Annotated in this window: 18 protein-coding genes; 17 read left to right on the top strand and 1 reads right to left on the bottom strand. The window is 41.7% G+C overall.

What is annotated here, in order from left to right:
• Positions 1-253: 253 nt before the first annotated feature.
• From BLR42_RS06945 to BLR42_RS06885, 13 genes are all read left to right on the top strand, one after another.
• The gene (locus tag BLR42_RS06945) at positions 254-808 is read left to right on the top strand and encodes a TetR/AcrR family transcriptional regulator (RefSeq protein ID WP_091820479.1); all 555 of its coding nucleotides are present in this window, start codon (positions 254-256) and stop codon (positions 806-808) included.
• A gap of 21 nt (positions 809-829) precedes the next feature.
• Positions 830-2,113 carry a BaiN/RdsA family NAD(P)/FAD-dependent oxidoreductase gene (locus tag BLR42_RS06940; protein ID WP_091867776.1) on the top strand — a complete coding sequence of 428 codons (1,284 nt, stop codon included), beginning with the start codon at positions 830-832 and terminating at the stop codon, positions 2,111-2,113.
• A gap of 1 nt (position 2,114) precedes the next feature.
• Complete coding sequence (gene cmk, locus BLR42_RS06935) at positions 2,115-2,777, top strand: (d)CMP kinase (RefSeq protein ID WP_091867774.1); 663 nt, start codon at positions 2,115-2,117, stop codon at positions 2,775-2,777.
• A 49-nt stretch (positions 2,778-2,826) separates the two neighbouring features.
• Entirely contained in the window at positions 2,827-3,681 is an 855-nt protein-coding gene (ispH, locus tag BLR42_RS06930; protein WP_091867772.1) for a 4-hydroxy-3-methylbut-2-enyl diphosphate reductase, read from the top strand.
• Positions 3,662-4,795 (top strand): 30S ribosomal protein S1, encoded by a 1,134-nt coding sequence (gene rpsA, locus BLR42_RS06925; protein ID WP_022761606.1) that lies wholly within the window; start codon positions 3,662-3,664, stop codon positions 4,793-4,795. Before ispH ends, rpsA begins: the two co-directional genes overlap by 20 nt.
• A 319-nt stretch (positions 4,796-5,114) precedes the next feature.
• Positions 5,115-5,840 carry a hypothetical protein gene (locus tag BLR42_RS06920; protein ID WP_091867770.1) on the top strand — a complete coding sequence of 242 codons (726 nt, stop codon included), beginning with the start codon at positions 5,115-5,117 and terminating at the stop codon, positions 5,838-5,840.
• A 141-nt stretch (positions 5,841-5,981) separates the two neighbouring features.
• On the top strand, positions 5,982-6,194 hold the full coding sequence (locus BLR42_RS06915) for a cadherin repeat domain-containing protein (protein ID WP_091867767.1): 213 nt from the start codon (positions 5,982-5,984) through the stop codon (positions 6,192-6,194).
• An 81-nt stretch (positions 6,195-6,275) separates the two neighbouring features.
• On the top strand, positions 6,276-8,123 hold the full coding sequence (locus tag BLR42_RS06910; RefSeq protein WP_170832664.1) for a leucine-rich repeat protein: 1,848 nt from the start codon (positions 6,276-6,278) through the stop codon (positions 8,121-8,123).
• A gap of 202 nt (positions 8,124-8,325) precedes the next feature.
• Positions 8,326-8,817 (top strand): LytTR family DNA-binding domain-containing protein, encoded by a 492-nt coding sequence (locus BLR42_RS06905; protein ID WP_091867762.1) that lies wholly within the window; start codon positions 8,326-8,328, stop codon positions 8,815-8,817.
• Complete coding sequence (locus tag BLR42_RS06900; RefSeq protein WP_170832663.1) at positions 8,810-9,253, top strand: DUF3021 domain-containing protein; 444 nt, start codon at positions 8,810-8,812, stop codon at positions 9,251-9,253. Before BLR42_RS06905 ends, BLR42_RS06900 begins: the two co-directional genes overlap by 8 nt.
• 129 nt (positions 9,254-9,382) lie before the next feature.
• Positions 9,383-10,162: a CheR family methyltransferase gene (locus tag BLR42_RS06895; RefSeq protein ID WP_022761410.1), complete on the top strand. Its 780-nt coding sequence runs from the start codon at positions 9,383-9,385 to the stop codon at positions 10,160-10,162.
• A gap of 15 nt (positions 10,163-10,177) precedes the next feature.
• A complete protein-coding gene (locus tag BLR42_RS06890) occupies positions 10,178-11,149 on the top strand; it encodes a phage tail tip lysozyme (RefSeq protein WP_170832662.1) in 972 nt (323 codons plus the stop codon).
• 30 nt (positions 11,150-11,179) lie between these two features.
• A complete protein-coding gene (locus BLR42_RS06885) occupies positions 11,180-11,659 on the top strand; it encodes a hypothetical protein (protein ID WP_091867756.1) in 480 nt (159 codons plus the stop codon).
• A 48-nt stretch (positions 11,660-11,707) separates the two neighbouring features.
• On the opposite strand, the gene BLR42_RS06880 is transcribed toward BLR42_RS06885, so the two are convergent.
• On the bottom strand, positions 11,708-11,968 hold the full coding sequence (locus tag BLR42_RS06880; RefSeq protein ID WP_022761413.1) for a hypothetical protein: 261 nt from the start codon (positions 11,966-11,968) through the stop codon (positions 11,708-11,710).
• 302 nt (positions 11,969-12,270) lie between these two features.
• On the opposite strand from BLR42_RS06880, the gene BLR42_RS06875 reads away from it, so the two are divergent.
• The 4 genes from BLR42_RS06875 to glgD all read left to right on the top strand — a co-directional run bounded on the left by BLR42_RS06875 (position 12,271) and on the right by glgD (position 16,983).
• Entirely contained in the window at positions 12,271-12,729 is a 459-nt protein-coding gene (locus BLR42_RS06875) for a CAP domain-containing protein (protein WP_170832661.1), read from the top strand.
• A gap of 131 nt (positions 12,730-12,860) precedes the next feature.
• Complete coding sequence (locus tag BLR42_RS06870) at positions 12,861-14,555, top strand: DUF3502 domain-containing protein (protein WP_091867751.1); 1,695 nt, start codon at positions 12,861-12,863, stop codon at positions 14,553-14,555.
• Positions 14,556-14,722: 167 nt separating this feature from the next.
• On the top strand, positions 14,723-15,865 hold the full coding sequence (locus BLR42_RS06865) for a glucose-1-phosphate adenylyltransferase (protein WP_091867749.1): 1,143 nt from the start codon (positions 14,723-14,725) through the stop codon (positions 15,863-15,865).
• Positions 15,865-16,983 carry a glucose-1-phosphate adenylyltransferase subunit GlgD gene (gene glgD, locus BLR42_RS06860; protein ID WP_091867747.1) on the top strand — a complete coding sequence of 373 codons (1,119 nt, stop codon included), beginning with the start codon at positions 15,865-15,867 and terminating at the stop codon, positions 16,981-16,983. Before BLR42_RS06865 ends, glgD begins: the two co-directional genes overlap by 1 nt.
• Positions 16,984-17,046 lie beyond the last annotated feature (63 nt).

Below are 17,046 nucleotides of genomic sequence, written 5' to 3'. Positions count from 1 at the left end.
AGTAACCCTCCAGTCTCCCCAAGCGTGCAGATAACTGCACATAAATACCTATATTGATTATACCACTTTTGCAATATTCTGACAACTTATATTATTGTCTGAAAATAACTTTCTTTTTATCTGAAAAAAAATGAAAGTTTCTTTCAATTTGTTCTAAGACTTTACAGAGTTCCCGATTGACATGAGAATTTCAAAACACTAAAATAATAACACATGATACGATTAACAATATGCTTAAACGGAGGGGAATCCTATGTCAAGAAAAGCCACGATTACGCAGGAAGAAATAGTAAATGCTGCATTTAAAATCACTAAGAAAGAGGGCTTTGATCAGATCACGTCAAGACGTCTTGCCGCAGCTGCAGGATGTTCAACACAGCCTATTTTCAGAATATATGAGAATATGGATGAACTTAAAAAGGATGTCATCGCCAAGGCGGTAGATACCTTCGAGAAGCATTGCAGGGAAACCGGTAATAACCATGATACGCCCTTCATTGATCTTGGACTTAGCTATATCACCTTTGCGCAGAAGTACCCGAATCTTTTTAAGCTTCTGTTTATTACTGCGAATGCGCTTGAGGGACGTAGCATGTATGATATTGTCAACGGTTCTGATGACAATGTTGTAAGAGAGGTTTCAAAGGCTAAGGATCAGGGTGTTCCGGATGCGGAGCAGCTTTTCATGAAGATGTGGGTGTTTATCCACGGCGCAGGCTGCATGGCTGTAACCGGGGATTTTGACCTTGAAGAGGCTGAGTCTGTTTCAATGCTTGAGTCAGCATATGAGGCATTCAGACTTTCCTGATTTTGGAGTAATTGGAGTTTTATGAAGCAGGTTGCTGTAATTGGCTGCGGTGCAGCCGGAATGATGGCGGCTATTTCCGCGGCGAATAGCGGAGCAGCCGTCACTATTTTTGAAAAAAATGAAAAGCCAGGCAAGAAGATTTATATAACCGGTAAGGGCAGGTGTAATGTAACAAATGCCTGCGATATATCTGAATATTTTGATAAAATACCACATGGTTCAAAATTTTTGTACAGCGCACTATACGGCTTTGACAACGAAGCGGTAATGCGCCTTTTTCAGGATAACGGCTGTAAGCTTAAGACGGAGCGCGGCGACAGGGTATTTCCTGTGTCGGATCACTCCTCAGACATAATAAGCACACTCGTTAGAATCCTTAAGAAAAACAAAGTGGATATCAGATATCAGGACGAGGTCAGGTGGATTCAGGTCGGAGAAGATGGCCATGTAAAGGGCGTAGTTTCCGAGGATTCCGGTATAAGTGAATTTGATGCTGTAATAGTGTGTACCGGTGGCTTGTCCTATCCGTCTACCGGATCTACCGGAGATGGCCTTAAATTCGCAAAAGAGTTGGGATTAAAGGTAACGAAGACCACACCGTCACTTGTTCCTTATAACATCAAGGAAGAGTGGTGCGCTGAGCTTCAGGGACTTTCTCTTAAAAATGTTGCGATAAAACTGGAGCAGATTCCTGCGTCCGGTCCCGGAAAGAAAAAGAAGTATGTTTATGACGGATTCGGAGAGATGCTGTTTACGCACTTTGGCGTAAGCGGACCGCTGATCCTTACATCCAGCTGTTATTACGAGGAGGCTGACAAAAAGGGAGAGAAGTATTCTTATGTGATTCATCTCGATCTTAAGCCGGCACTTACTGAAGAACAACTGGATAAAAGAATACAAAGAGAGTTTGAAAATGGTAAGAACAGACAATTTAAAAACTGCCTGAATTCACTTTTTCCTTCAAAGATGATACCTGTTATGATAAGATTGTCGGGCATAGATCCCGAGAAACAGGTCAACTCGATAACAAGAGGAGAGAGACTTTCTTTTGTATCGCTGATCAAGAATCTCAGGATGGAAGTTGAGGGACTTCGCGGTTTCCCCGAAGCCATAATCACGCGTGGCGGCGTTGCCGTGAACGAGATAAATCCTTCGACGATGGAGTCCAAAAAGATAAAGAGGCTCTATTTTGCTGGTGAAGTGATAGATGTTGATGCTCAGACCGGCGGCTTTAATCTGCAGATAGCCTGGTCCACGGGACACCTGGCGGGCGAATCCGCAGCAACAACAGAAAAGGAGAACTAATATGGGAAGCAGTATTGCCATAGATGGACCTGCAGGAGCAGGCAAAAGTACAATTGCAAAGATCGTATCCAAAAAGCTTGGATTCATATACATTGACACGGGCGCTATGTATCGTGCAATGGCCGTTCACATGATAAGAAACGGTGTATCCGGAGATGATAGCGCAGAGATTGAAAAGAACATCGACAGCGCAGATATTTCCATAGGACATGAGAACGGAGAGCAGGTAGTTTATCTCAACGGAGAAAACGTTAACTCACTCCTCAGGACAGAAGAGGTAAGCGCTATGGCCTCAAAGACCAGCGCAAATGCGAAGGTGAGAGAAAAGCTTGTGGAGCTCCAGAGAAAGCAGGCTAAGACCACAGATGTTGTCATGGACGGAAGAGACATCGGAACTGTTGTCCTTCCTGATTCAGAGCTTAAGATTTATCTTACCGCGGGAACCAGAGTACGCGCCGAGAGACGATACAAAGAGCTTATCGAAAAGGGCGAAACCTGCAACATCGATGAGATTGAGGCAGATATCAAGGAAAGAGACCACAGAGATATGACAAGAGAAAATTCACCGCTTAAAAAGGCAGATGACGCGGTGGAGGTCGACTCTTCCAATATGACAATCGAGGAAGTGGCAGACAGGATTATATCTCTGTATAAGGAACATTAATGCCCTCATCCGGCGCGTAGCGCCGGATGAGGGGAAAGGACGAAACATTATGGAAGTTATTCTCGCCGAACATGCCGGCTTCTGCTTTGGTGTAACCAGAGCCGTTGACGTGGTATATGACCAGATAGAAAAGAATAAGGGTAAAAAAATCTACACTTACGGCCCTATCATTCATAATGAAACTGTGGTTTCGGATCTTGAAAAGCAGGGCGTTCAGGTAATTGAAGGTGCAGAGGATTTAAAGAAGCTTACGGAGGGGATCGTAATCATCAGATCCCACGGAATCCGCAAGGAAATCTATGAACTTATTGAAAAGCAGGGCCTTGACTATGTCGATGCGACCTGTCCTTTTGTAAAAAGAATTCACAACATAGTCGAGAAAGAGAGCGCAGAGGGCAAAACAATAGTGGTTGTAGGCAGCGCAAAACACCCTGAAGTTGACGGTATTGTGAGTTATGCTACGGGACCTGTTTTCGTGGTGGAATCCCCTGAAGAGGCGGAGGCTTTAAACCTGAAAGAGGGAACGGAAATCTGTATAGTATCACAAACAACATTTAATACAAATAAATTTCAAGAAACCGTTGATAAATTTTCAGATACGCGCTACAATGTTAATGTTGTGAACACTATTTGTAGTGCGACTGAAGAAAGACAGACAGAAGCGGAAGCTATTGCTGCTAAAGTCGATGCTATGATAGTGATAGGCGGAGCGCACAGTTCTAATTCAAGGAAACTGTATGAGATATGCAGTAAGAAGTGTGCCAATACATATTTTATTCAGACACTGGATGACTTGCATTTAGAACTTCCTAAAGCGGTTAAACTAGTGGGTATTACCGCCGGGGCGTCCACCCCAAAGAACATTATCGAGGAGGTTCAGAATCATGTCAGAACAATCTTTTGAACAAATGCTCAATGAGTCGTTCAAAACAATTCATACGGGGGAGGTCGTTGAAGGCACTGTTATATCTGTGAAGCCTGATGAGATTATTCTTAACATTGGCTATAAATCAGATGGTGTACTTACCAAGAGCGAGTATAGTAACGATAACAGTATCGATCTTACTCAGGTTGTTAAGGAAGGTGACACAATGGATGTCAAAGTCCTTAAGACCAATGATGCAGACGGTCAGGTTATCCTTTCATACAAGAGACTTGCCCTCGACAGAGGAAACAAGCGTATCGAAGAGGCTTATAACAACCAGGAAGTACTTACAGCTAAGGTTGTTCAGGTTCTCGATGGCGGTCTTACAGTAGTAGTTGATGAAGTTCGTATCTTCATCCCTGCAAGTCTTGTATCAGATACATACGAGAAGGATCTTTCCAAGTACGAAGGACAGGAGATCCAGTTCGTAGTTACAGAGTACAATCCTAAGCGCAGAAGATATATCGGTAACCGCAAGATGCTCATCACAGCTGAGAAGGCTGAGCAGGCTAAGAAGCTGTTTGAGACAATCGGTGTTGGCGATATCGTTGAAGGTGTTGTTAAGAACGTTACAGATTTCGGTGCATTCATCGATCTCGGCGGCGCAGACGGACTTCTTCATATCTCTGAGATGTCTTGGGGACGTGTTGAGAATCCTAAGAAGACCTTCAAGGTTGGCGATACAGTTAAGGTTCAGATCAAGGGTATCGACGGCAGCAAGATCGCTCTTTCCAGAAAGTTTGATGATGAGAATCCCTGGAAGGATGCTGATTCCAAGTATGCAGTTGGTAACGAGGTAACCGGTAAGGTTGCAAGAATGACTGACTTTGGTGCATTCATCGAGCTTGAGCCCGGCATCGACGCACTTCTTCATGTATCTCAGATCGCAAGAGAGCACATTGAGAAGCCTTCAGATGTACTTAGCATCGGTCAGGAAGTTACAGCCAGAATCGTTGATTTCAACGAAGCAGATCGCAAGATCAGCCTTAGCATCAAGGCTCTTACAGCTCCCGAGAAGGACGAAGCTGAGGAGAGCGGTGATGTTGTATCAGTAGATATTGAGAAGGCTATCGCTGAGCAGGATGCTGAATAATCAGAATTGATTTTGAGGCATTATAAAAGTCCTATATGAAATTGAGCAAAATGGTGTATGTCATAGACATACACCATTTTTTGTGTTCATAGTAGATAATTGATTTGCTATTCCTTGAACGACAATATTAACTAGTAATAAACCAGCCGGAAAATTTACATAAACCAATGACCGTTTAGACACGGGAAACGACCGCTTAGACAAAACCTATTGAACATATATAACCCTAAGATATCATTTAGTTATTCTGATACTACTTGTAAATCGATTATGAGGAAAGACAGGAAAGGAAGCGGCCTATGAAAAGAAGATTTTTAGAATGATATCGACGGTCATGACAATTGCAATGACCGTGTCTATGGCTTTTGTAACTATGGATGGTATACATGTGCATGCGGCTGAAACAGTATGCGGTTATGCTCATTCATATAAGGATCATGTTATATCCCAAACTGGGACTACTCATACCGTCTGTACAGAGTGTACTGAGTGCGGAAAAATTTTCGATGGAACAGCTGTAAATGCATATGGAGAACAACCGGATACGACACGGACTGAACACCATTCTGATTATCCTAATGCCACTATCACCATAACAAGCAGTTCATACCATACATACAGTGGTACATGTGATGTATGTGGGGCATACAGCATTGGTGAGGATCATAAATTTGATGACAAGGGCATATGTACGGTTTGTAAATATGACAAGAATAATCCAAACGGTAATGAGTCATCTTCAGGATCAGGTGGAGCAGAAGGTGCCGGGGGTAATTCCGGAGCTGGCGGCGGTAATTCCGGAGCTGCCGGCGGTAATTCAGGTTCAGGAGGACAAAATGATGATAGAGGAGCCGGTGGCGGCGATGGTGCTACATCTCAGATTGGGCGTAAGATTGCAAGTATACCGCAGGTGAATAATCCTGTATATAATGGCAAAACACAGACAGGTGTTGCTTCCGGAACCGGATATACAATTACCGGTAATAAAGGAACAAATGCCGGTAGTTATAAAGCTACAGCGAAACTTAAGAACGGTTATACATGACCGGATGGAAGCAAAAAGAATAAATCCTTTAAATGGAAGATTAAAAAGGCTCCGAATCCGATTGCGATAAAGACCCACAAGAATTACAAAGTTAAACATTCAAAGATTAAAAAATCAAGTCTCGTAGTTCCGTATGGCAAGTTGTTCAGGGCATCCAAGGCTATAGGTAAAAAGAGATATTTCATAGTAAAGGGAAGTAATGTAGCAAGTATAAATAAGAGTACAGGAGCAGTTACAATCAAGAAGGGTGTAAAGAAAGGAACTTATGATATCACGGTTAAGGTTACCGCGCAGGGAGATAAGAACCATGAAAAGGGAGTTGTCACAGGGACATTTAGAATAACAGTGAAATAAATACAGAAGGGCAGGTGCTAAGTGCTTATGAAAAATTTGAAATATTATTATAGTAAAAGCAAATTTCATGGACTATGTATTTTGGCTCTATTCATCATGCTCTTTGCAGCTTTGCCGGCAGTCAGTGTTAGGGCTGCAGGGGGAACTCATAATATTACAATAGATTTAAAAAAGAAGTCCTCAAAGAAAACAATTCTGCTTACAAAAGGATACAAAATCAAAATCAGTGGTGATACCGGAAAGAAGATTTTATCCGGCAAGAATTTAAAATACTCTTCGAGTAACAAAAATATAGCCAAGGTTACAAACAAAGGTGTGATCACAGGAAGAAAAATAGGGAAATGCAAAATTACGATTGCTTCAAAAGACAAAAAGAATAAATGTGTGATCACGCTGAAGGTTGTGAATAAAGTAGCTGCAAAGAGTGTTGAACTTGATATGGCTAATGTTACGCTAAAAAAGGGTGAATCAAAAAGAATAACAGCTAAGGTATTTCCTGAAACAACCACGAATCAGAAAGTTAGCTTTAACAGCTCAGATGCGGCTGTCGTAACGGTATCTGATTCAGGCGTTATTACTGCGATGGGAGCAGGTCAGACAATTGTCACTGCTATAGCTGATGGGAAAAGTGCTAAATGTACAGTAACAGTTAATGAAGACGCGAAGGATGATTCAGGCAATGATGACAACAAAGGTAAAGATGATAACCAAGGAAATGATGACAACCAAGGCAATGCTGATATCAAGGTTGCGTCCATTACTCTAAACTACACATCAAATCAAATACCTGTTGGTGGGGCTTTTACTTTGACTCCAACAGTAGCCCCTGCAAATGCGACAAATAAAAATGTCACTTTCAAAAGCTCAAATACTGCTATAGCTACGGTTACTGCTGCCGGGGTTGTGAGTGGTGTAGCAGCAGGAAATGCCACGATAACCTGTACTGCGGCAGATGGAAGTGGAGCTAGCAGGACGTGCAGCGTTACTGTTATAAATGCAGTTATGGCAGGGACTTCAGGCAATGTTTCTTATGCACTGTATAGGACATCTAATACAACTTATAGACTTGAAATAACCGGAAATGGCGCGATGACAGATTATTCGTGGTCTTATGGGGATTACAACACTCCTTGGCACGAATATAAAGCATATATCACAGAACTAGTGATTGGAAATGGCGTTACTTATATAGGTGCACATGCATTTGATAACCATACTGCACTTGCTGCACTTGTACTTCCAACATCTGTGACCGGCATTGGTGAAGGGGCATTTGCTGTTACTTATGACAGGAATCCTGAGCTTGCCATGGTTACCTTAAATGAAGGGCTCATTAGTATTGGGAAAGGCGCATTTAGAAATCAAAAAGCGATTTCAGGAACACTAACCATTCCTTCAACTGTAACAACCATTGCGGATAGTGCATTTTCGATGAATGAACATGGAAAAATTTCAAGTCTTGTATTTACGAATGGAAGCAGACTTACATCCATAGGTGATTACGCTTTTTTTTATAATGATAATTTGACTTGTACTATAGCATTTCCTGATAGCTTGGAATCTATAGGTAATTCTGCATTCCGCAATTGCTGTATATATAATAGCGGAACCGGAATTACCAGCGTAAGCTTTGGTGTAAACAGCCAACTTGAAACTATAGGTGCTTATGCATTTGACAGTATATATAAATTGTCAACCATAACACTTCCGGTTTCGGTATCGTCGATTGGCGCCGGTGCTTTTGCTCAGGATCATCCGACGGCTCATGAGCTCACTCAGATTAATTACAGAGGAACTGCTGATCAGTACTGGACTCTTTGTAACACCAACGCTATTTCCGCAACAGACAATGATAATATAAGGGTAAGTGCATCAGGTAATACAAGAAATAGTGCAGATACTGCATATATCACATATAGCTATCAGTAAAAATATTTGGGGAAAAACACATTCATATCTTGAGGCTAAAGAATAATAATCCTGAAAGTATCATTTTGTGATAAACGTATTTTAGTTTTGAACCATAGTGAAATATAGTATAATTGTGAGAGAAATACATGTTTTTCCTGGCAATATGTTTTCATTATGAAGACTAAAATATAACGTATAAATCGGAAAGTGTTTACTCTATATGGATGATAGAATTAACATTCGCTTTGAGTATGACCCTGAGCATGATAAGCCGCAGGTGATAATCAGGGCAAGTGAAAAGAATGAACTGGTAGAAAACATTATAAAGAGTATCGAGCAGTATGCACTTGGGAATATCATGTCCAAAATAGTAGTTCAGGACAGGGATAAGGAGATACTAATTGATATTAACGATATTATTCGTATATATACCGAGAGCAGAAAGCTGAAGGTGTGTACCATGGCGGGGGTATATGAAGTAAGGGGAGCGCTGCGCGACTTGGAAGACAGGCTTGATAAAAGATTTTTTGCACGAATAAGTCGCGCAGAAATAGTTAATATTAAAAGGATTTCGGGGTTTGATCTGAGTATCACTGGTACTATTCATGTATCCTTTGAAGATGGAAGCGAAACCTGGGTTGCGAGACGCTTTGTCAAGGACTTGCAGAAGAGGCTTAGCTTTATGCGAAGAGGTGGTGAGTATCATGAATAGATTGATAAAAAAAGGAATTGTTTTAGCAACAATAGGATTTTGGATAGGACTGGCTATTGGTGTTTTCATAAGCTTTTTGGCTAATGGTAATGCGGATGGTCCTATGGTGTTTGCCGGCGAAATCCTTTTGAAACTTTTGGCAGGAGGAATATACGGCGCTATACCCATGGGAGGAAGCGTTATATATGAAATAGAGGAGTGGAGCATTTTTAGAGCAACTGCGACCCATTTTGTTATAACTTTTTCGGGATTCATTATTCTTGCTGCTGTGCAGGGATGGTTAAGACTTGATAATCCTATATTTTGGATAATTTCAGTGGCTTTTCTGGTATGTTATTTTCTCATATGGCTGTTTAATTATCTGGCATATAGGAAGTATATCAGAGGGATGAATGATGATATTAGGGCGATACGCTCAAATAAGCAGATAAACTGAATTAGTTATATTTACATAATTATGTTTATATATATTTAATTTTACATTCATCTATGATGTGGGCTACAATGAAAATAGTGATAATCGCTTAATTTTCTTACGTATCAACTTATAAGGGGGTTATAAGATATGGCAGTTGATTATGAGTGGTTTAAAGGCGAAGTTTATAAGCTCACAAAGATTGATCTTAATGCATACAAAGAAAAGCAGATGAAGCGCAGAATTGATACGCTCATCGGTAAGACAGAATGTAAGGGTTATGATCAGTATATGGATCTTATCAAAAAGGACCAGACTGCAAGAGAAACCTTTATTACTTATCTTACAATCAATGTTTCCGAGTTTTTCAGAAACATCGATCAGTGGAATTTGATGGATAAGCAGATGGTGCCGGAGCTGATGAACAGGTTTGGTAAGAACCTGAAGATTTGGAGCGCTGCCTGCTCTACAGGTGATGAGCCATATACGATTGTCATGCTCATGTCCAATCATGTGCCACTCAATCAGATCAATGTCATGGCGTGGGATATTGACACTGTAGCGCTTGCGAAGGCAAGAGCAGGCGTCTATGATGCCAAGGAAGTATCGGGTGTTCCGGCCGACCTTAAGAAGAAATATCTTACCCAGGAAGGTGATAAGTGGCGTGTTTGCGATGATGTTAAAAAGCGTGTAAACTTTAAGCAGGCAGATCTTTTGAGAGAGCCTTATCCGAAGGATTATCATCTTATTGTATGTCGAAATGTGCTTATCTATTTCACAGAGGAAGCTAAGGATGAAATTTTCAGAAAGTATTATGCTTCTCTTGCTCCCGGCGGAGTTCTGTTCATAGGTAGTACAGAGCAGATTATAAATTATAAGGAGATTGGCTTTATCAGAAAGAGCTCATTCTATTACGAAAAGCCAATGTGAAAAGGGGACATGTGTATGAAAAAAGTTTGGGGAAAAATAATTCTGGGAATATTATGTATATTGGGATGCAGTCTGCTTGTGCCCGGAATGGGTGCAAAGGCTGCATCTTTGCATGGAAATAGCAATGAGGAAAAGATTTTCTTTTTTCTAAGAGAAGAAATGAATTTCAACAATGCTGCCGGTGCCGGTGTTCTTGCAAATATTGAAAAGGAATCCTCGTTCAGGACGGAAGCATTATCTGATGGTGGTACAAGCTATGGCATTTGCCAATGGCATGCAGAGAGAATGTCAAGACTTAGAGCCTGGTGTAATGACCACGGTTATGACTGGGAAGAACTGGAGGGGCAGCTCTATTACCTTGAATATGAGCTGGACACGTATTATCCATACACATGCTCGGTTCTTCGGGGAGTGAAAAACTCAAAGTCAGGGGCTTATAGAGCGGGACATGATTGGTGCTACTATTTTGAAGTTCCTGCGGACAAGGAGGAGCGAGCCAGGGAAAGAGGCGAGCTTGCACGTGATTATTACTGGCCAAAGTATAAGAGCGTAAAGACCAAGCTTCAGAAGGGTAAAACCTATGAAACTGACATGGGTATTTTTAAGGCAACGGGAGATTTTGAGGTCACATTCTTAGAGATGACTGATGAAGAAGTGACTTCTCTTGATATACCGGGAAAAGTCAAGATAGGCAATATCACCGCCAAGATAACGGCGATCGCTCCAAGGGCTTTTGAGGATAATGAAAACCTTGAAAGCGTTACAATAGGAGGGAATGTAACCAAGATAGGAAAGTGTGCCTTTGCAGGTTGCTCGCATCTTAATGAAATTACAATCAAGTCAAAGAAAATAAAAACCTTCGGAAAAGCCTGCTTTAGAGACATAAGTGAAACTGCTGTATTTTATGTCAAGAAGGCTGTTAAAAAGAAATATGCCAAAAAGCTGAAAAAAGTGGCACCTGAAGGAATTGAGATTCAAAAATATTAAGTATACTTTTTCTTATGAGGTAGGACTTATATGGAGCATAACAAGATATATCTGGTTTATTCGCTTTTTATATTCCTTGTAGGCATGGGATTTTTTACCGCAGGAGAGTTTAACAGGCCGCCTAAGCCGGAGCTCAAGGATCCCAATTTATTGGGGCATGAGGATGAAGAAAATGGAGAACAGGAAGGCCCCGGGACGGCTGAAATATCCGGAGAAGATATTCAGATGCCTGTACCTGAGCCTGAAGAACCAACCATAGAAGACATTGCTCTTGAGACGGACGAGGAGGACGCAGCTGAGGAAGAGGCTGAATCCGAAGAACAATCAGAGGGTGAAGAGGAAGAAGCCGGACCTCCGCTTTATGACGGTCACGAGGAGGAACGAATAGAACTAATAAAGGAAAACTACATCGCACAGGAAAAATATGACAGTTCCAGATGGACAACCTACGTAGGGTTCATGTTCTGGGCATTATCAATTATTTGTGCAATCCTATATTTCAGAAGCTAAAAACAAAAGAAAAAGGCTATATCCGTAAGTTGCGGATATAGCCTTTTATTATGCTCTGGTTGGTTTCCAGGTTATCTCGTAAAAACTTTCCATTATTTTTCTGAGCTCATTCATCATGGAAAGACATGCGCTATTTTCATCGGTATATCTCATAAGACCGATCTTTTTCTTATGATCCAGGAAATACACTTCCCAAAATTCTTTATTCTTGGTCAGACACACTCTGCCGTCACGCTCTTTACCAATCTTGTACAGTTTGGATGGAACGAGGTGTTCTTTGAAAAAACTCTTTAACTCTTTTGCTGTCATACCTTCCTCCAATATGCAATCCACAATGAGATAATAGAAATAACTATCTCATGTAGTATTTAAAACTACATATACATTACCACAAAGGAAGCAGACTATCAAGTATTATTAAGGTCAAGTGAAATTTTTTCTAAAAATTGTCAATTATCCGACTATTTATTGTATATAATCATGGAAATGATATAATTCGGCAAAAATTTACAGAAATTTTATAATTTCTTGAAATTTTTGCACGATAATATATTTATAAAAATATGGTCGCCTATATGGAGATTATTATTTTGTTGAGGGGGAAATTGAATATGAGTACAACAAGGATCAGCCTGCTTAAGCTTCATTTTATTTTGTGTATCACAGTTATGATTTTTGTATCGGGCGGTATCACCGCGAGGGCAAAGACGGTAAATACCGGTGAGGTGGTTGCCTACATGAATGCGCTCAGAGGTGAATTAGGGCTTCCTGCTTTTACTGTATCGGATTCGCTTAACCAGTCCGCAGCTATCAGAGCAAGTGAACTACCGGCGAGATTCGATCACACGAGACCTGATGGAAGCGCATGGTATACAGTAGGCTCCGGTATCTACGGCGAAAATCTGGCACGGGCGGACAATGACGAGAAAAAAGGAACGCTGAATATAATGGCAGCCTGGTATCGCAGCCCGTCTCACAGGGCAAATCTTTTGAGCAAGTCCACGCAGATAGGAATTGCCTGCTACGAGGATGCAAACGGAGTGGCTTATATCGCCTGCGAATTTAATTGAATATTATGGGAAACAGCTATTCTTCCTTTACGAAAGGATAGCTGTTTTTTTATACAAATATAATAATTCCCATCGCTGTTTTATGACATAATTAAATTGTATATGTAGTTTACGTAACCAGGGGTGTTTTTATGAGTAGACGGGCACTTTCCGCAATTATCAGCTTAATACTTGTGCTCGGTACGGCAGGGTGTAATGAAGCGGTTCCTCCGAATGAGCCTGCCGAGCCTACTGCTTCAGAGCAGGAGGGCGGTTTTGTTGTGTCCGAAGAAATGCAGAACGGGACTGCCGGCATTTCACTTACAGAGAGTGAAGAAGAGGGCGGTTTTGATACTTCAGGTATTGATACCTCGGAGCATGTTGTCATAACTTATCTTACGACAGGAGATAAGCCGGTTGGAGAAGCGGCTGAAAGACTCAGGGAGACCATAGCTGAGCTTAATGAGACACTTAATGAGAAGGTCAATGCCGAGCTTAATATTGATTTTGTGGAATGGGATAATTACCTCGAAAACTATAATGAGAAGCTGGCATTGCTTGATGGAAGCGTAGATCTGGTGGGAGCCTCGACCGACTGGCTTGACGGATGGATAAATGCTAAAAAAGGTGTCTTTTTACCTCTGTCGGAAAATATGCTGAAAAAATATGCGCCCCTTACCTATGAGTCAGTTACACCTGAACATTGGGATATGTGCAAGTACAATGACGATATTTATTTTATGCCCGAGGATAATTATACTCAGTGGACAAACCATGGATTTATCTATCGTATGGATTTTGCAAAGGAACTGGGGCTGGAAGACGGCATTACAAATTGGGAAGAGTTAACCCGGTATTTGGAGAATGTCAGAAGTATTCATCCCGAACTTAAGGAAGTTTGGGATGCCGATGGTACGCAGTATCTTAATATGGCAGAGGGATGGATAGTTTCCCATAGCGATTATGTACCTATTCAGGGGCTGTGTTCATCCAATCTGTGGGGCGGGACATTGGAAGATCCTTATACATTATATGTTCCTGCAATGCAGGATACGGATATGCTTATTGAATATGCAAGGCTCATGAAAGAGTGGGATGCCAGGGGAGTGTGGCCTTCGGATGTTATGACGAACAGCAGCGCTGATAATCGCGAGGAATACAGAAAAGGGCAGGTTGCACTGGAACAGCATCACACACAGACCTATGTAAATCTTTGCTCAAAAACGGGTGAAAATATTCTATATCAGGACAATCCGGATGCAAGCTCAGGATTCTTTTACTTTGGGCAGGAAAACGGGAACCTTGTTGCACCGATTATCACTCACGGTGCTATGGCGGTTTCGGCGGCATCTGAAAATCCCGAGCGCGCACTTATGGTATATGATCTTTTGCGAAACGATCCTGTCTGCTATAGATTGATATGCTATGGAATAGAGGGAGTTTCTTATTCGATAAACGAGCAGGGGCTTCGCGATCAGCCTGAAGGCTATAATCCGGAAGCTGACAATATATATGACATAACCAACTTCTGGTGGGGCAGAAACGACAATAATGAGATTCGCGACGCAAAGACAAACTGGGATACGGTAGATGAGCTTTACACAGCCTATGAGAAAAAGAAGAGGGATTATCCCTATGGGCAGTTTGTTCCCGATGAAACCGAGATAGAGGGCAAAATAGAAAAGTGTAATGAGATTTACAGCACTTATATGAAGCAGATATCCTACGGGAAGTATGATGGCACAGCTGAAGATATCGTGACTCAAATGCAGGATGAGCTTGCACTTGAGGGCATTGATGACGTTACGGCTGTTTTACAGGAACAGATAGACGTATTATTTAAGTGATCATTTTTTTGAAAATAGTAATTTGTTTGAAAACCGGAGGTTAAATTCTCCGGTTTTTCTATGTCAAAAATTGCCGAAAAGCATGATTTTTCGTTGAAAATATTGTGCACAACGCTTAGAATATAAGTTATAAAGTTTTTATAAATATAGAGAGGGGAATAAACAATATGGCTCAGACTAATATGCTGGCTATGATCCTTGCAGGTGGCAGGGGAAGCCGACTCCACGAGCTCACAAACAAGGTTGCAAAACCTGCTGTAGCATATGGAGGAAAATACCGCATTATTGATTTTCCGCTTAGTAACTGTGCGAACAGTGGAATTGATATTGTCGGAGTCCTTACTCAGTACGAATCGGTACTTCTCAACAGTTATGTTGCAGCCGGCGGACGTTGGGGACTGGATACAAAGGACAGCGGAGTATTCGTTCTGACTCCGAGAGAAAAGGCAGATTCCGGACTCGACGTTTATCGCGGAACCGCTGATGCAATTTCACAGAATATTGATTTCATCGATGCATACGACCCGGAGTATCTTCTTGTTCTTTCCGGAGATCACATCTACAAAATGAATTATGATAAGATGCTCAGATTCCACAAAGAGCATAAGGCAGATGCAACCATTGCTGTTCGCGGCGTTCCGAAGAAGGAAGCAAGCCGTTTTGGCATCATGAACACTGATGGCAACGGACGCATTATAGAGTTCGAGGAAAAGCCTGCTAAGCCTAAGAGCAATCTGGCTTCCATGGGTATCTATATCTTCAACTGGAAGACCATGCGCAAGATGCTTATCGAGGATATGAAGAATCCTGATTCCAGTCATGACTTTGGTAAGGACTTTATCCCTGTAATGCTCAATGAAGGCAAGGGACTTTTTGCCTATGAGTTCTCCGGCTACTGGAAGGATGTCGGAACAATCGATTCTCTTTGGGAAGCTAATATGGATCTTCTTGACAGTGAGAACGAGCTTAATCTTGATGATACGTCCTGGAAGATTTATTCAGAGGATGTCGGAATGACACCTGCATATATCGCAGAATCCGCCAAGATTGACAGGGCTTATATCAATCAGGGTTCTGCTATCGGAGGAGAGGTTAAGAACTCAGTTATCTTTGCCGGAGCAAAGATCGGACCCGGAGCAAAGGTTATAGACTCTGTTCTGATGCCTAATGCTTCAGTTCTTGAAGGTGCTACGGTTACCAGATGCCTTGTGGCAGAGGGGGTACGCATTGGCAAGAATGCTGTTGTCGGAAGCAAAAAGAGCGAGGAAATCCTCCTTGTTGCAAAAAGTGTAAAGGGGGATGATAAATAATGGCAAATAAGGCATTTGGCGTGATCAATTCCGCCGCTAATTATATTCGCGTTGAGGGACTTCATGATTACAGACCTATAGGAGCTTTTTCATTCCTTGGAAGATTTCGTGTAATCGATTTTCCTATTTCCAACATGAGCAACAGTGGATTCGACAGAATTCAGGTATGCCTCAACAGCAGACCCAGATCAATAGTTGAGCACATCGGCTCCGGACGTCACTACAATATCAACTCCAAGCGCGGTGCGATCCAGATGTTCTTTACACAGAACAATGGTGCAAGCTCAATTTACAACACTGATATCAATGCCTATATTGAGAATATGGAGCAGATCGAGCGTATGCATCAGGACTACGTTGTTGTTGCTCCGAGCTATATGATCTACAAGCAGGATTATCAGGCACTCCTTGATGAGCACGTAGCATCAGGGACAGATATTACACTTCTCTATCACAAAGTAGATCAGGCTAAGGAATATTACAGAGCCTGCAACATAGTAACTCTTAATAAGCAGAAGGGTATCGAGTCAATCGAGCGCAACATGGGCACAGCTAAGGAAAGAAATATCAGCATGGATACCTATGTTATGAAGAAGGAGATTTTCATTGATCTCATTAAGAAGTCGAGAAAAGAATCCTCTGCATATTCTCTGGCTGATATGATCGCCCTTTCATGCAAGGATCTCGATATAAGGGGATTCCAACACAGAGGTTTCTTCGCAGCGATAACAAGTCTCGATGATTACTACAGAGCTAACATGGAGCTTCTTGATTATGGTACTGCAATGGAATTCTTCAGACCTGAGTGGCCTATTTATACAAGAACTACAGATGCATGTCCTACTCAGTATTTCCACGGCGCGAAGGTTACAAATTCTATGATATGTAATGCATCGCTCATCGAAGGAACTGTTGAGAACTCCATAATCGGACGTAATGTTCATATAGGTAAGAATGCGGTTGTAAGAAATTCAATCGTTCTTGCTTACAATAACATCGCTGACGGCGTGCATATCGAGAATGCTGTAATAGACAAGTGGGCTGATATAAGAAACGTGAAGAGAGTAGTTTCTGATTCGGTTACACCCGCCTATGTAAAGAGAAACGATATTTTGTGATTTATCCCAAGCCTTCCCCTTGGGGGATAATATAAAAATTTAACCACACATGGAACTTCCTTT

Source organism: Butyrivibrio sp. INlla16 (assembly GCF_900104155.1).
In the GTDB taxonomy this organism is placed as follows: Bacteria; Bacillota; Clostridia; order Lachnospirales; family Lachnospiraceae; genus Butyrivibrio.
Note: the sequence above shows the minus strand (reverse complement) of the source record. Positions and strands in the feature narration are given on the sequence as shown.

Bases quoted from the DNA above. Each gene is read 5' to 3' on its own strand.
- BLR42_RS06945 (WP_091820479.1), top strand. From the start codon at position 254: ATGTCAAGAAAAGCCACGATTACGCAGGAAGAAATAGTAAATGCTGCA.
- BLR42_RS06940 (WP_091867776.1), top strand. From the start codon at position 830: ATGAAGCAGGTTGCTGTAATTGGCTGCGGTGCAGCCGGAATGATGGCG.
- cmk (WP_091867774.1), top strand. From the start codon at position 2,115: ATGGGAAGCAGTATTGCCATAGATGGACCTGCAGGAGCAGGCAAAAGT.
- ispH (WP_091867772.1), top strand. From the start codon at position 2,827: ATGGAAGTTATTCTCGCCGAACATGCCGGCTTCTGCTTTGGTGTAACC.
- rpsA (WP_022761606.1), top strand. From the start codon at position 3,662: ATGTCAGAACAATCTTTTGAACAAATGCTCAATGAGTCGTTCAAAACA.
- BLR42_RS06920 (WP_091867770.1), top strand. From the start codon at position 5,115: ATGATATCGACGGTCATGACAATTGCAATGACCGTGTCTATGGCTTTT.
- BLR42_RS06905 (WP_091867762.1), top strand. From the start codon at position 8,326: ATGGATGATAGAATTAACATTCGCTTTGAGTATGACCCTGAGCATGAT.
- BLR42_RS06900 (WP_170832663.1), top strand. From the start codon at position 8,810: ATGAATAGATTGATAAAAAAAGGAATTGTTTTAGCAACAATAGGATTT.
- BLR42_RS06895 (WP_022761410.1), top strand. From the start codon at position 9,383: ATGGCAGTTGATTATGAGTGGTTTAAAGGCGAAGTTTATAAGCTCACA.
- BLR42_RS06890 (WP_170832662.1), top strand. From the start codon at position 10,178: ATGAAAAAAGTTTGGGGAAAAATAATTCTGGGAATATTATGTATATTG.
- BLR42_RS06885 (WP_091867756.1), top strand. From the start codon at position 11,180: ATGGAGCATAACAAGATATATCTGGTTTATTCGCTTTTTATATTCCTT.
- BLR42_RS06880 (WP_022761413.1), bottom strand. From the start codon at position 11,968: ATGACAGCAAAAGAGTTAAAGAGTTTTTTCAAAGAACACCTCGTTCCA.
- BLR42_RS06875 (WP_170832661.1), top strand. From the start codon at position 12,271: ATGAGTACAACAAGGATCAGCCTGCTTAAGCTTCATTTTATTTTGTGT.
- BLR42_RS06870 (WP_091867751.1), top strand. From the start codon at position 12,861: ATGAGTAGACGGGCACTTTCCGCAATTATCAGCTTAATACTTGTGCTC.
- BLR42_RS06865 (WP_091867749.1), top strand. From the start codon at position 14,723: ATGGCTCAGACTAATATGCTGGCTATGATCCTTGCAGGTGGCAGGGGA.
- glgD (WP_091867747.1), top strand. From the start codon at position 15,865: ATGGCAAATAAGGCATTTGGCGTGATCAATTCCGCCGCTAATTATATT.